The organism is Pedobacter sp. UBA5917, assembly GCF_002432345.1.
Lineage (GTDB): Bacteria > Bacteroidota > Bacteroidia > Sphingobacteriales > Sphingobacteriaceae > Pedobacter.
The window spans coordinates 1-14,735 of sequence record NZ_DJDT01000201.1 but is presented as its reverse complement, the minus strand read 5'-3'; the positions used below and the strand labels follow the sequence as shown (position 1 = coordinate 14,735).

Genomic DNA, 14,735 nt, shown 5'->3' with positions numbered 1-14,735 from the left:
AGTACCTGGTATCCAATTACGATAAATACTGGAGCACCAACGATTATGGCTGGAGTTATAGCGACCATGCCTACGATATGCTGAAATACACCATACAGCTCGAAAATCAGGCTAAAAGCCAGTTTGGTGCCGTAAATAACAAATACCTTGCACTGGCTAAATTTTTCCGTGCCTATTCTGCAATCTGGTTATCACAGCGTGTAGGCGATGTTCCGATGAGCCAGGCAGGTAACCCGCTTAGCTTTCCAACACCTGTTTTCGACATGCAGCACGATGTTTACAAAAACTCACTTCAACTGCTGGATGAGGCCAATACCATGTTTAACAGTATTTTAACATCATCTACACAGAATGTGGTTTTCTCAACAGGCGATATATTCGGTTTTACCAATTTACAGTGGCAAAAACTCATCAATACCTATCGTTTACGCGTGCTGTTAAGCCTGAGCAGAAGGGCCGATGATAATGCTGACCTGAACATCAAAACGCAATTTAATACCATCATCAGTAACCCTACAACTTATCCGATCATGACCGCGAATACGGATAATATGGTATATAAATTCAACCCGGTTAACTTATATCCCAACTGGGCACAGGGTAATAACTCTTACAATAACTTCCTGTTTATCGGAAAGCCGGTTATCGATATTACAACTGCCAACTCCGATCCACGTACTTTTCTGCTGGCTACCCCATTGGATAAGGTAAATTATGCTGCTTTTACAAGTTATCAGGGAGCGCCTACCGGTACTTCGGTTGCCGTATTGTTGACCCAAACCTATTCTAATTTCAATGGTTTCCGTTATTTTGCTTCAAATACAGGCGCAAATGCCGAGCCTTTTATTTTTATCGGTTATCCTGAATTATGCTTTAATATTGCCGAAGGTATCAACCGTGGCTGGGCAACCGGCGCTACGGCAATTGATGCGCAGGGTTGGTATAACAAAGGTATTACAGCTTCTTTTGCAAACTTCGGTTTAACCTTAAGTGCAACAACCAATCAATCGGTTAGGGTATCAGATGCAGGCGGTGCCGCTGTAGGAAATGTAACCACCGATTATGCCACTTTTTTGGGCAAGGTTGCCTATAACACAGCAACGCCGGCAACAGCTTTGAACCAGATTTTAACACAGAAATATGTTGCTTTGTTCATGAATTCGGGCTGGGAGGCTTTCTACAATTATCGCCGTACCGGAGTACCTGCATTTGCTACAGGCCCGGCCAATAATGGTTATGGAACAACCGGTGGTATTATCCCACGCCGTTTCCTTTATCCACTGGATGAAATCAATGCCAACAATGCTAACTATAAAGCATCAATTGGTGCCCAATTTGGTGGTGCTGATGATGTAACCAAAGATACCTGGCTTACCAAATAACCAAAAAATATTTTTAACAGGATGCCCTAACCGGCATCCTGTTTTTGTAATAATAAGATTATGAAAAATTATCTCTTAACCGGTATTTTAATTTTACTTACAGCTAACCTGTTTGCCCAGGTTGCAGATAGCGCAATGAGGAAAGTGAATCTGCAGGGTGCTGTAAATTTCAGGGATGCAGGTGGATACTCCACCAAAGATGGCCGCCATGTTAAATGGAGGAAGGTTTACCGTAGTGCCGATCTGAGTAAATTAACAGATGCCGACCTCGCCGAACTGAAAGCACGGAAAATTACCTTTGATGTAGATTTGCGCGGCCATCAGGAAGCAGCCACGGCACCTGATAAGCTCAATCCCAATACAGATTATATCCTTTGCCCGGCAGGGAGCGATAGCCTGAATACGATAACGAGGGATTTGGCCGCCCATAAAAATGCCGATTCCATTATGATGGCTTTTTATGGTAATACCCGCTATCTGGCCGATCGTTATAAACCTTTTTTTAATAAACTATTGAGCCTGCCCGATGATCAGAGCCTTGTGTTCCATTGTACTGCAGGGAAAGACCGTACAGGAATGGGGGCAGCACTGTTTTTATACAGCCTGGGTGTTCCGTATCAAACCATTGTGGATGATTATACCGCTTCCAACTACTATCGCCGGGCAGAAAGCCAAAAAGCCATAAATGCCATGGTAAGTATGATGCATATTGATCCTCAATCGGCCAAAAGCCTGATGGATGTAAAAAAAGCATATCTTGATGCTACTTTTACCGCCATAAATAAACAATACGGATCAGTAGATCAATTTTTAAAAAACCAGATCGGTTTAAGCGAGCGTGATATCGAAACTTTGAAGTCAAAATATTTGCAATAGCTAACCGATTAAAGAACACCCAGTAAAAAGCCTTTAAATCCGTAAGATTTGAAGGCTTTTTTGTTTTTAATTCACCCATCTTTACACGCCCATTCTTTGTTCCCAATTAACCAATAGATCAGTATTTATATCATTTCGTCAGAAATCTTTAAGTACTTCTTAACCAATTCATCACCTCGTTAATCTCCAAAATTTGAGACAAATCGACAAAGGATTGAACAGATAGTAATAGGCGTATTGCTTTACTTTGATTTCAATTAACCAAATAATAAACCTAACTGCAAATCCTCCCAACAGGCAATACTGTGTTTTGTGGTTTTCAATTTTTTTTATGAGCGTAAAACGATTTATCCCAGATGGATGACCATCAGTAATTTACCTGAAAAACCAACCAAAATAACCGAAAACTAAAACTAAGTTACCTTATGCTCAACCAATCTTTATCCGTGCTGTACCTTTTCCGGCACAACTGATCTGTACCTGAACAAGGCTGATCTTAATCATCCACATTTAAGTGATCAGACTTTTTCAAATCAAAAAACCTTAAAAATACCCTTTTGGGATATGGCGCCGGAAATTTATCCGGTCCTGTGTTCGGTGTGATCAAAAATACCGTATGGCAGCGCTATGCCCATTGGGACTGAAATAACCAAATTTCGAATAAGCCGGCTTTGCCGCAAAAAAAACAACAGATAGGTATTATGAAAACAAAAAACAGTGTTAGAACCAGGCCCTGGCAGTTCCATTGGATCGTGCTCGGACTGATTGTACTTTCCTTAACGCATTGCAAACGGGAAGACCTTCAGGAGGAAAATGTTTATGATCCTTCCAAAGAAGTATTAATTACAGATTTCTATCCCAAAGAAGGTGGGGTGGGCAATAATCTGGTCATCTATGGATCCAATTTCGGGAACGATGTTTCGAAGATCAGTGTAACCATAGGAGGCAAACCTGCTAAAGTTGTAGGTGTACAGGGTAATGCCATATACTGTATTGTTCCGGAGAAAGCCTACGATGGCGATATTAAGGTGAAAATATTGGATGGTGGTCAACAGCTGGCTCAGGCCGCGTCAAAACAGGTATTTTCCTATACCCGGAAACTGCTCGTTTCTACCTTTCTGGGTAAATATTACCAGGTAGCCAGTAATTTCGAAGAAAAAGAAGGCCCTTTTAACGATTGTGGTGCGTTTAAAGGGATAACCTGGCTTACCATGGATCCGAAAGATCCAAATCACCTTTATTTTACGGCTGATGTAAATAGCTGCCGGCTGATTGATTTCGAAAAGAAATATGTAAGTTATTTCAGGACGGATTTAGACCGTGTATCCATCATGAACTGGCGGATTGACGGGAATCAGGACATGATCGTATCGCACAACCACTCGAGCGATACCAAAAACGGCAATTATATATTTACCCGCGAATCTAATTTCCTTCAGAAAAAAGCCATTGAGGTTTACGCGAGGGGTGTAAATGGCACCATGATACACCCGCAGAACGGCGAACTTTATTACTCCAGGTACAGGGCGGGCGATATCCGCAGGTATGATTTTAATACCAAAGAAGATAAGCTGGTATTTTCCAATCCTTTTAGTGCTGTTGCCGTGTATATGGTGATGCATCCTTCGGGAGATTATGCCTACCTGCTCGAATATGAGAAACATTATATCATGCGTACGGATTACGACCGTGAGAAGAAAATATTTAAAACCCCTTACACCATCTGTGGAGCTGCCGGTACGGCCGGTTATGCCGATGGTATTGGTACAAATGCCCGTTTAAATAGTCCGGTGCAGGGCGTTTTTGTTAAAAATCCGGATTATGAAGCTAATGGGGGTGACCAGTACGATTTCTATTTCTGCGATAAGGTAAACCATGCCATCCGCACATTAACGCCCCAGGGGCGGGTAAGCACTTTTGCCGGACGTGGAAACAACGGTACCAGCGGATATGCCGATGGCGATCTGCGTACCGAGGCCCGTTTCAATAACCCACAGGCCATTACCTACGATGAAACAAGAAAATGTTTCTATATCGGCGATACCGGTAACTGGCTCATCCGAAAAATAGCAAAAGAAGAATAACCAATAAATATATACCAGATAATTATGAGATTTATTTTACTAATATGCATCATACTGCTTGGGATTTCCTCTAACCTACAGGCCCAGGAGGTTACCGTTAAAGGAAAGGTTACCGATATTACCAAACAGCCCATTCCGGGGGTGAGTATTTCGGTTGCCAACCTGCCGGGTCTCGGTGCCATTACCGATGGCGATGGAAATTTCAGCATAAAAATGCCCCCTTTCCATACATTGATATTTACCTATGTAGGTTTCGAAAAACAGGAAGTACTGGTTAAAGAGCAACGGGTGGTTAACATCACCATGAAAGAGTCGGATGCCAGCGTTTTAAACGAAGTGGTGGTTACGGCCACCGGGGGCGAAAAAAAGATCGCCATTACCGGAGCGGTTACCACGGTAAATATCGATCAGTTAAAATCGAACCCTTCTACCTCCATGGCCGATGCATTGGCCGGGGTTGTGCCCGGAATACAGGCCATGCAAACCTCGGGCAGGCCCGGTAGCATTTCCGAATTCTGGGTGCGCAGTATATCCACCTTTGGTGCCAGCAATTCGGCCCTGATATTGATCGACGGATTTGAACGCGATATGAACGAAATCAATGTGGAAGATGTTGAATCGTTTTCGATACTGAAAGATGCCTCTGCAACTGCCATGTACGGCAGCAGGGGTGCCAATGGCGTAATCCTGATCAAAACGAAAAGGGGCAAGGAAGGCAAAGTAAATATTAACGCTAAAGTAGAGGGTTTTTATAACCAGCTGACCAAACTGCCCGATTTTGTTGATGGTTATACCTATGCTTCGATGGCCAACGAAGCCAAGATTGTAAGGAACCAGGAACCGCTTTTTTCGCGTACTGAGCTCGAAATACTCCGTTTAGGCTTAGATCCCGATCTTTTTCCCAACGTAGACTGGATGGATGTGATTTTACGCGATGGCGCAAAAAGCCAGCGCAGCATGATCAACATGAGTGGAGGCGGTAAAACCGCACGCTACTATATTTCGGGCAGTTACCAGAACCAGGAGGGCATGTACAAGGTAGACGATGCCCTGAAAAACTACAATACCAACGCAAACTTCAACAAATATACCTACCGCTTAAGCGTGGATATGGACATTACCAAATCTACTTTGCTTACTGCCGGGGTTTCGGGTTCGCTGCGCAAACAGAACGATCCGGGAGTTGGAAGTGATGCCATCTGGACGGCTCTGATGGGCTATAATGCGATTACGGCACCTTTAAGATATTCGGATGGGAAAATTCCGGCCAGTGATGACCGCGATGGCAACCCGGATAACGACCAGGACCGCTTTAACCCCTGGGTACAGGGCACCATGACGGGTTATAATGAAAACTGGAGCAACAATATCCAAACCACATTAAACCTTGATCAAAAACTCGATTTTATCACCAAAGGTCTCCGATTTATCGGCCGATTTGGTTACGATACCTATAACAACAACTGGATTAAACGTTACAAATTTCCCGAACTCTGGAGCGCCAACCGCTACCGCGATACCGCCGGCGAACTGGTATTCAAAAGGATCAGAGAAGAGCAGAAAATGACCCAAACCTCGGGCTCGGATGGCGAAAAAAGGGAGTTTTTCGAGTGGGAAACGCATTATAACAACAATATCGGTATGCATAATTTCGGTGCAGTAATCAAATACACGCAGCAATCGAAAGTTTTTACGCAGAATATCGGCACCGATCTTAAAAACGGTATTGCCCGCCGTAACCAGGGTTTTGCCGGCCGTGCCAACTACAACTGGAAATCGCGTTATTATGTAGATTTCAATTTTGGTTATACCGGTTCGGAGAATTTCCATAAAGATTACCGTTTTGGGTTTTTTCCGGCCATTTCGGGTGCCTGGAATATAGGAGAGGAAGAAATTATTAAAAAACTCGGTTGGGTGAATATGTTCAAAGTACGTTATTCGTATGGAAAAACAGGAAACGACAATTTGGGCGATATCCGTTTTCCTTACCTGTATACCATTGAACAAAACGGTGGAGGTTACAATTTTGGCGATTACGATTCTTCAAACTCCTGGACAGGCATGCGTTATTCTACCGTTGCCTCGCCCAATGTTACCTGGGAAATTGCAACCAAACAGGATCTGGGACTCGATTATTCCCTTTTCCACGATAAATTAAACGGAGCCGTAGATTATTTCCGCGAACGCCGTACCGGGATTTACATGAGCCGCAACTCCCTGCCGGGTTTTGTAGGTTTAGAAACCACTCCATCTGCCAACGTAGGCGAAGTAAAGGCTGCAGGTTTTGATGGTAATTTAACCTTTAAACAAAAGCTATACAATGTAGATTTTACGCTCAGGGGCAATTTTACCTATAGCAAGAACGAAATCATCGAAAGGGATGAAGAAAATACCATTTATACCTACAAATTGCAGGAAGGCCACAGGGTAAACCAGGCAAGGGGACTGATTGATTTAGGGCTTTTTAAAGATTATGACGATATCCGCAACAGTCCGCGGCAATCGTTCGGCGAGGTAATGCCCGGCGATATTAAATATAAGGATATCAACGGAGATGGTGTGATAGATGATAATGATATTGTGGCCATTGGCGCCACCACCAGGCCAAACCTAACTTATGGCTTCGGACTTTCGGCCAGCTGGAAAGGTTTGGATATCAATTTACACTTTCAGGGCATAGGTAAATCTACCTATTTTATCAATGGATCGTCGGTTTATATGTTCAGCCTTGGCGAAAACTGGGGTAATATCCTGAGTGATATGGCCAACAGCAACCGCTGGAAACTGGGCGAAAATGAAGATCCGAATGCGGCCTATCCGCGTTTAACCTACGGCCCCAATCCCAACAATTACCGGGCATCTACCTTTTGGTTAAGGGACGGCTCGTACCTGCGCTTAAAAACCCTTGATATCGGTTATTCGCTGCCCAAAACCCTGGTTAACCGGGCGCATTTAAACAATGTACGCTTCTTTTTTATCGGTACCAACCTCTTTACCTTCAGCAATTTTAAACTATGGGATCCTGAACTGGGAAGCTCGACCGGAAAGGTTTATCCGCTCAGCAAAACGCTATCCGTAGGTGTATCAGTTAATTTATAGGCAATGAAGAACATGAAAAAAATATTTACAGTTTTAAGCTTCCTTACCGCTGCCATTACTATTGGTGGATGTAAGAAATACCTCGATTCCGATTACCTTTTTGATGAACGGATGACCACCGAGCAGGTGTTTACCAACCCCGATTATGCAAACCGATGGCTGGCACAGGCTTATTCCTTTTTGGGGAGCAATTATATGCAGGATGTGAGCAGCAAAAAATCGGTCCCTTTTAATTTTGCCGACGATATGTATTACGGTGATGAAAGTGATGGTTATAGGAGATGGAAAAACGGTCAGTACACCGAAAATGGCCTCAATGGCGAAAGTAGGGAAATATGGAACACAGCCTATAAGGGAATAAGGCAGGCTTCTATCTTTTTAAACAATATCGACATCAACAAAAAGTTTACAGCAAAAGAAATTGCCGACCTAAAAGGGCAGGCACGCTTTCTGAGGGCTTATTTTTATTGGGTGCTGTTGCGCACTTACGGCCCGGTGCCCATTATCCCGAACGAAGGGATCGATTATACCAAAGAGTATGATGAGATTGCACAGCCGCGCAATAGCTACGAAGAATGTGCGGTTTATCTTTCAGCGGAGCTTGCAGAAGCAGCCAAGGGCCTTGCATTGCAACAGGGCATACAGCAGATCGCGCGTCCAACACGTGGGGCTGCCCTGGCATTAAGGGCGCGGATACTTTTGTACGCAGCGAGCCCTTTGGCTAACGGAAAAGCCCCGGCAGAGGTGGCTGCTGCATTGGTTACCAAAGACGGAAAACCGCTGCTTTCGCGTACCTATGATGAATCGAAATGGGCGAGGGCTGCAGCTGCGGCAAAGGACGTAATAGATTTAGGACAGTACCGTTTGTATGTAGCCTACAAAAAAACAACCGGCGATGCCGCCTATCCGGCAACAGTTACACCACCCCGTGATAACAATTTTTCTACCAGTAACTGGCCTGCCGGTTGGGCCGATATCGATCCTTTTGAATCATACCGTTCGTTGTTTAATGGAACGGTGCCGGCCTACCAGAACCCCGAACTGATTTTTACCCATGGCCAGAACCAGGGTGGCGAGGGAATAAATGTGCTTGTGCTGCACCAGTTACCACGTTTAGAAGGCAAGGGCTATAACTCGCATGGCATGACACAGAAACAGGTTGATGCCTATTACATGAATGATGGTAACGATATCCCTGGGATGAACAATATGTATGCCGGCAGGCAGGGCTACGAAGGCCGGTACAACAGCCAGCCCCGTACAACAGGTTATGTAAAACAGGAAGAACTGGCCACCTATCCCGAACTTGGCCCGTTGGGTGTAGGTGTAAACAAGCAGTTTGCCCGTCGCGAGCCACGTTTTTATGCTTCGGTATCATACAATGGCGCTACCTGGAACCTGTTGAATGCGGAGGCTACGAGAGATGAGAAAAGCAATGTTCAGATATTTTATTACAGGGGCGACCCCAACGGTTATAAAAATACCAGCTACTGGCCACGTACGGGGGTAGGGATCAAGAAATATGTACATCCCGATGATATCAGCAACGTATCCATTACCGCTTATGATCAAAGCAGGATGAAACCAAAGGTTGATCCCGCCATCCGTTATGCCGAAGTGTTGCTTATTTATGCCGAAGCACTTAACGAAATTAACGGATCATATAATATTCCATCATGGGATGGCAGTAAAACGCATGTTATATCGCGCAATATCTCGGAGATGAAAATCGGGATACAGCCCATCCGCATCCGTGCCGGATTGCCAGATTATGCTGCCGATGTATATTCAGACCCGAACAAATTCCGCATCAAGTTAAAAAGGGAACGCCAGATCGAATTATTTGCCGAAGGACAGCGTTATTTCGACCTGCGCCGCTGGACGGATGCCCAGGGAGAGGAATCGGCCCCTGTTTATGGATACAATGCCTATGCTACCAAAGCGCAGGCTGATCTTTTCCATATTCCGGTAGAAACGCCGTCGCTGCCTTCCATCTTTACGCTTAAAATGTGGTTCTGGCCCATTAATTATGATGAACTGAGAAGGAACAAATACCTCACACAAAACCCGGGCTGGACAAATCCCGAATAACTGAACTTAAACAGCAGCAATGAAAAGGAATTTATATATACTACTTTTACTGATAACAACAGCGGCATGCTTTGTTTCATGTAATGATGAATGGAAAAACGAACAATTCGTTCAGATGGCATCATTTAAATCGAACCCCACTGCCCAGGGGGTAACCTGGTGTTACGTACGCTATAATGCACAGGGTAAGGTACGTTTTAACCTGCCTATAATCATCAGCGGCTCAACACCCAATGCGAAAAACCGCACCATACACATTGGTTTGGATCCCGATACACTGGCACGTTTAAACCAGGAACAATATGGCCACCGCCAGGAACTGTATTTTAAACAGTTAACGAATAATTATTATACCATGCCACAAACGGCTGATGTGCCGGCAGGGGTGAGTACGGTAACGGTACCCATTGATTTTAAGCTGGGAGATCTGGATCAGGCTGATAAATGGGTGTTGCCCCTGCAGATTTTAAGTGACCCTACTTACGATTACCAGGCCAACCCGAATAAATACTATCGCCGTACCATGTTGCGTATCACACCTTTTAACGATTATTCGGGCGAATATGGTGGTACCCTGTATAAAATTTACCTTGATGGGGATACCGAACCGTTAACGCTCAATACACACCGTACCTTTGTGGTAGATGATAAAACCATATTCCTTTATGCCGGAATCAGGGATATAGATTACCTCGACCGCAAAAAGTATAAGGTATTTATCAGGTTTACCAATGATAACATCGATCTCCAGAAGAAAAAACTGGAAATATGGAGCGATAATCCTGAAAATAAATTTAAGGTGGGTGCGGCACAATCTTATTACACCCGGGATGAAGCCAAAGATGCTAAACTGCCTTACCTCAAACATGTGTATACCACACTTTTTCTTTCGTACGAATTTGAGGATTATACCACTGTACCGGGGCAACGGCTAAAATACAAGGTAGAAGGTACATTATCGATGCAACGCGATCTGAATACGCTGATACCGGATGAAGATCAGCAGATCCAATGGTAAAATAAAAAATCTACCTGTTAGCGTTTAGTTCAGGGCTGCCGGAAATTTCTGTGCAGCCCTTTTTTTAAGGGTAGATTTAATCAATCGCAGAGTTTATGGAGCAGACCCATTTTTCTACTTCGGCAGTTCGGCTTAGCACTTCCGGAGTACCTTTTTCTGCTTCGGAAGTACCTTTTTGTACTTCAATAGTTCGGCTTATTACTTCCAGGGGTACCTTTTTCTGCTTCGGCAGTACCTTTTTGTACTTCAATAGTTCGGCTTAGTACTTCCGAAGTACCTTTTTCTACTTCGGAAGTACTTTTTTGTGCTTCAACAGTTCAATTTATTACCTCCGGAGTACCTTTTGTTTAACACTTATTATTTACCGTCATTTCGAGCGGACCCGATAGCTATCGGATGCAACGAATTCGAGAACTCGAAGATTCTGCGAAGCAAAATCTATCTCGAGATAGATCTCTCCGCTCCACTGCGTTCCGGTCGAAATGATGTTTGCTGTTGGGAGTTGTCATCTACAAGGATGACAATTTGTGAGACAGCTCTTCTTTGTACTTATAGATAAACCGCACGCATGGCATATCAATTATTTTTGATACCAAAACTCTTGAAGGATCCCGTTTGCGATGAACTCCCTTTGACTACAATGCCTGCCCTATAACCCATTCCCCAGGGCACATATTTGGCTGCTGAGAAAACCGTTTGATAAAAGTTAGTCCAATCTTCTCCGTCTTTTTTATAGAAAAAAGCTATCTGTTTACCATTATCACTGATCTGCATTTTCAGTTCCACTGGCGCATTTAAACTTAGCGTGGCTTCTTTTAATACCGTGTAAGTACCTTCAAAATTATCGAATATGGTAAAACCGTCTTTCGAAACGCTGATGCCTATTCCGCCCAGTTCCCCCGGCCATTTGCTTTTAAAAATAGCGCCGCCCAGGCAGATTCCTGTTTTTGCATCAGTTGGATCTATTTTAGCACTAATATCGAAATTTACCGTTTTAATGTACTGGCCCAAAAAGGTACCAAGCGAATGGTTATCATCTGAAGCGGTGAGTTTTAATCCTTTTGAAAAAGACATGGCCGGCCTTTGAGATTTTGATGGCCATTGCCAAACAAGATCCAGTTTTTTATCGTTTTCAAAGTTATCCGCAAAATCCAGTTCTGCTTTCGGCCTGTTCGGTACCGTGGCATTGTGCAACATAGGCCAGCCATCAGCCCCGGTTTTCAGTTCTTCTATCACACCTTCTCTGCCCACAAAAACGTCGTAATCCTTGTTAAAAGCATGATAAAGCATAAACAAACGATCGTCTGCCGATTTTACCACTGTACCATGCCCCGGGCAGTTCCATTTGTCGGTGCTTACCATAATCGGATTATTGTTGTATTTCTCCCAAACACCGCCCGAAAGATCCTTGGTTCGGGCAATCCCTGTTTTGTAATTACATTTGGCATCGCAGCAGCCACCAACCGAATAAAGACTATAAATATATTCGCCCTGGGTAAAAAAACAAGCTCCTTCAACCAGTCCGGTTTCCCATGCCTGGTCGTTCGTAAATACCTTGCTTTTTTGCCCGAGTAGTTTGGTACGGCTTTCATTTATTTCCTGTTTCCATATCCAGCTTTCTTTGCCACAGCCATTGCCATCGTTTTTCCAGAAAGCATAAATTTTACCCTTATGCTGTAATTCAAAGGCATCTATCGCTCCGCATTCATCTTCAATAATTACCGGACCATTGTCGGTAAATTTTCCGCTTTCAATTTTATCGGCATCAATCCAGGCAATACCGCATTGTAAACCGGGATTCCCTTTGGTTGCCCTGTTATGTGCCGTATAATAAGCGTAAACCCGGTTCTGCTTTGCATCGTAAACCAGTTCCGAAGCCCAGAAATTATTCTCGCCCCATTGGTTTTTCATATCCTTAAATCCCTCCGGAAAAACATGATTGATCAGTTTCCAGTTTTTGAGATCGGTTGATTTATATATGGTAAAATAAGGTGCCCATTCGTTTGTGGTAGAGGTTGCATAATAAACATTACCCACCCTGATAATAGAAGGATCGGGATTATCGCCGGGTAGGGCCGGGTTTACCAGTGTAGTGCCGGTACTTTCGGTAGCAGTTTGTGTTTTTTTGATCCCGCACGAAATGAGGCAAAAGCTAAATAACAAACAGATTATCCAGGTGCTGAATAAATGTTGAAGGCTTAAATTTGGCTGATTTGATGTTAAATATCCTGGAGATAATCGGAAACTGATCATGTTATTTGTAGCGGTAAATGGTGTTTTAAGTATTTGGTTATTTTTCCGAAAATAAACAATTATATAGATGGAGGAATGCGTACAGCAACTGGAGTGCCTTTACAAATCAGTGGTTTTGCCGCCGGCCACAGGATGATGGTCTGCTTTTTTTTAAATCGCTTTTTGTATTGTAAATTATTGGTTTTTAATGGTTTGTTTGTTTTATGTAGCTGGATTAATATATCTTTTAAACCCCTTTTTTAATATTGAGACGCGATTCTTTTCCTGTTTTTGCCAGGGTAAAATGAGACAAATCAACAATAAATTGAACATATTTTACAAAGCCCATTGGCTTACTTTGGCATGATAACCAATTATAAACATGTAAGCACATCACCGAGCAAATGCCATGGCGCAGGGCAGATCAGCATCAATAAAACCAGATTGATCCATTAGCCTTAAATCCTTTCGTGATTTGCAGAGACGCAAAAGAATCTTTAAACACATAAACAATCACTATAAAATTAAATTGAATGAAAAACTACAGGTTAATTTACACGCTATTATTGGGCTTTTTTGCCATAAATTTTGCTTCTGCGCAGAATGTCATCAGCAAGGCAGAAAAAAAGGAAGGTTTTAAATTGCTCTGGAACGGTAAGGATGGTACGGGATGGCGTGCAATATTCAAAGAACAGTTTCCAGCAAAGGGATGGGAGGTTAAAGATGGTATCCTAACGGTGAAGGCTTCAAACGGACAGGAACAGGGCTCGGGAGGAGATATTGTTACTAACGAGCAATATGCGGCATTTATATTAAAATTCGATTTCAAACTTAGCGAAGGTGCCAACAGTGGTGTAAAGTATTTTGTAACGGAAGAAGAAAAGACCAACATGTCGGGCATTGGCCTCGAATTCCAGGTGCTTGATGATGAAAAACACCCCGACGCCAAACTGGGTAAAAACGGAAACCGCAAGCTGGGCTCGCTGTACGACCTTATCCCTGCCAATAAACCGGCATCGGTAATTAAACCGATAGGCGAATGGAACAGTGGCGAAGTAAGGGTTTATCCCAACAACCACGTAGAACATTGGTTAAACGGTGTAAAAGTGGTAGAATACGAACGTGGATCGGATGCTTTCAAAAAGCTGGTTGCGGGAAGTAAATATAAAGTATGGAAAAACTTTGGTGAAGCACCTAAAGGACATATCCTTCTACAGGATCATGGCAACCAGGTTTCTTATAAAAACATTAAAATAAAAGTGCTTAAGTAAGTTATGGAAAATTCGAGAAGAGATTTTATAAAAAAGGCAGCCATTGCCGCTGCCGGAACTTATGTAGGTACCATGGGCATGTCGGCAAAAAGTTATGCCAATATTATCGGTGCCAACGATAGGGTTAGGGTGGGAGTTGTAGGTTTTTCTGATAGGTTTAAGGATACGCTATTTCCATGTTTTTTAAACCATAACAAAGAACTGAATTTCGATATTGTGGCACTTTCTGATCTATGGAATTACCGCCGTAACCTGGGAACGGATTATATCAGTAAAAAAATTGGTCATGGCATTACCCCCTGCAAAAACAATGATGAACTTTATGCATTGAAAGATCTTGACGCAGTAATTATCAGTACGCCCGATTTTGCACATGCACAGCATGCCATCGAAGCCGTTAACCATAAAAAAGATGTTTATTGCGAAAAACCTTTCGCCGAAACCATGGATGATGCCAATGCTGCATTAAAAGCAGTAAGATCATCGAAACAGATTTTGCAGATCGGTTCGCAACGCCGCAGTGGACAGAACTATCAGGCAGCGGCCGATTTTATCAAAGCAGGTAAATTTGGCGATATCACCATGGTAGAGCTGAGCTGGAATGTAAACCAGCCTGGCCGTTGGCGCCGCCCGGATCTGGTGGCCAAACTGAAAGAACAGGATACCGACTGGAAAAGATTTC

10 protein-coding genes are annotated in these 14,735 nt (G+C 43.4%); 8 read left to right on the top strand and 2 right to left on the bottom strand.

The features are described 5' to 3' along the window. From B2V92_RS13245 to B2V92_RS13220, 6 genes are all read left to right on the top strand, one after another. On the top strand, positions 1-1,382 hold a 1,382-nt coding region (locus B2V92_RS13245; protein WP_293308781.1), incomplete at its 5' end, for a SusD/RagB family nutrient-binding outer membrane lipoprotein. A 60-nt stretch (positions 1,383-1,442) separates the two neighbouring features. After that, positions 1,443-2,258, top strand: a complete 816-nt coding sequence (locus B2V92_RS13240; RefSeq protein WP_293308780.1) for a tyrosine-protein phosphatase — start codon at positions 1,443-1,445, stop codon at positions 2,256-2,258. Between the two features lie 701 nt (positions 2,259-2,959). After that, positions 2,960-4,342 (top strand): IPT/TIG domain-containing protein, encoded by a 1,383-nt coding sequence (locus tag B2V92_RS13235; RefSeq protein WP_293308779.1) that lies wholly within the window; start codon positions 2,960-2,962, stop codon positions 4,340-4,342. 24 nt (positions 4,343-4,366) lie between these two features. Further along, positions 4,367-7,441 (top strand): SusC/RagA family TonB-linked outer membrane protein, encoded by a 3,075-nt coding sequence (locus B2V92_RS13230; RefSeq protein ID WP_293308777.1) that lies wholly within the window; start codon positions 4,367-4,369, stop codon positions 7,439-7,441. Between the two features lie 3 nt (positions 7,442-7,444). Further along, positions 7,445-9,532, top strand: coding sequence for a RagB/SusD family nutrient uptake outer membrane protein (locus B2V92_RS13225; protein WP_293308776.1), 2,088 nt, complete (start codon positions 7,445-7,447; stop codon positions 9,530-9,532). Between the two features lie 19 nt (positions 9,533-9,551). Continuing rightward, a complete protein-coding gene (locus tag B2V92_RS13220; protein WP_293308774.1) occupies positions 9,552-10,550 on the top strand; it encodes a DUF4973 domain-containing protein in 999 nt (332 codons plus the stop codon). Between the two features lie 76 nt (positions 10,551-10,626). On the opposite strand, the gene B2V92_RS13215 is transcribed toward B2V92_RS13220, so the two are convergent. Continuing rightward, positions 10,627-10,800, bottom strand: coding sequence for a hypothetical protein (locus tag B2V92_RS13215; RefSeq protein WP_293308772.1), 174 nt, complete (start codon positions 10,798-10,800; stop codon positions 10,627-10,629). A 326-nt stretch (positions 10,801-11,126) separates the two neighbouring features. Further along, complete coding sequence (locus B2V92_RS13210) at positions 11,127-12,803, bottom strand: family 43 glycosylhydrolase (protein WP_293308770.1); 1,677 nt, start codon at positions 12,801-12,803, stop codon at positions 11,127-11,129. A gap of 512 nt (positions 12,804-13,315) precedes the next feature. Here B2V92_RS13210 and B2V92_RS13205 point away from each other — a divergent pair. Both B2V92_RS13205 and B2V92_RS13200 read left to right on the top strand, forming a co-directional pair. Further along, positions 13,316-14,053: a DUF1080 domain-containing protein gene (locus tag B2V92_RS13205; RefSeq protein ID WP_349681432.1), complete on the top strand. Its 738-nt coding sequence runs from the start codon at positions 13,316-13,318 to the stop codon at positions 14,051-14,053. A gap of 3 nt (positions 14,054-14,056) precedes the next feature. Beyond that, positions 14,057-14,735: Gfo/Idh/MocA family protein (locus B2V92_RS13200; RefSeq protein ID WP_293308768.1), on the top strand; the 679-nt coding region annotated here is incomplete at its 3' end.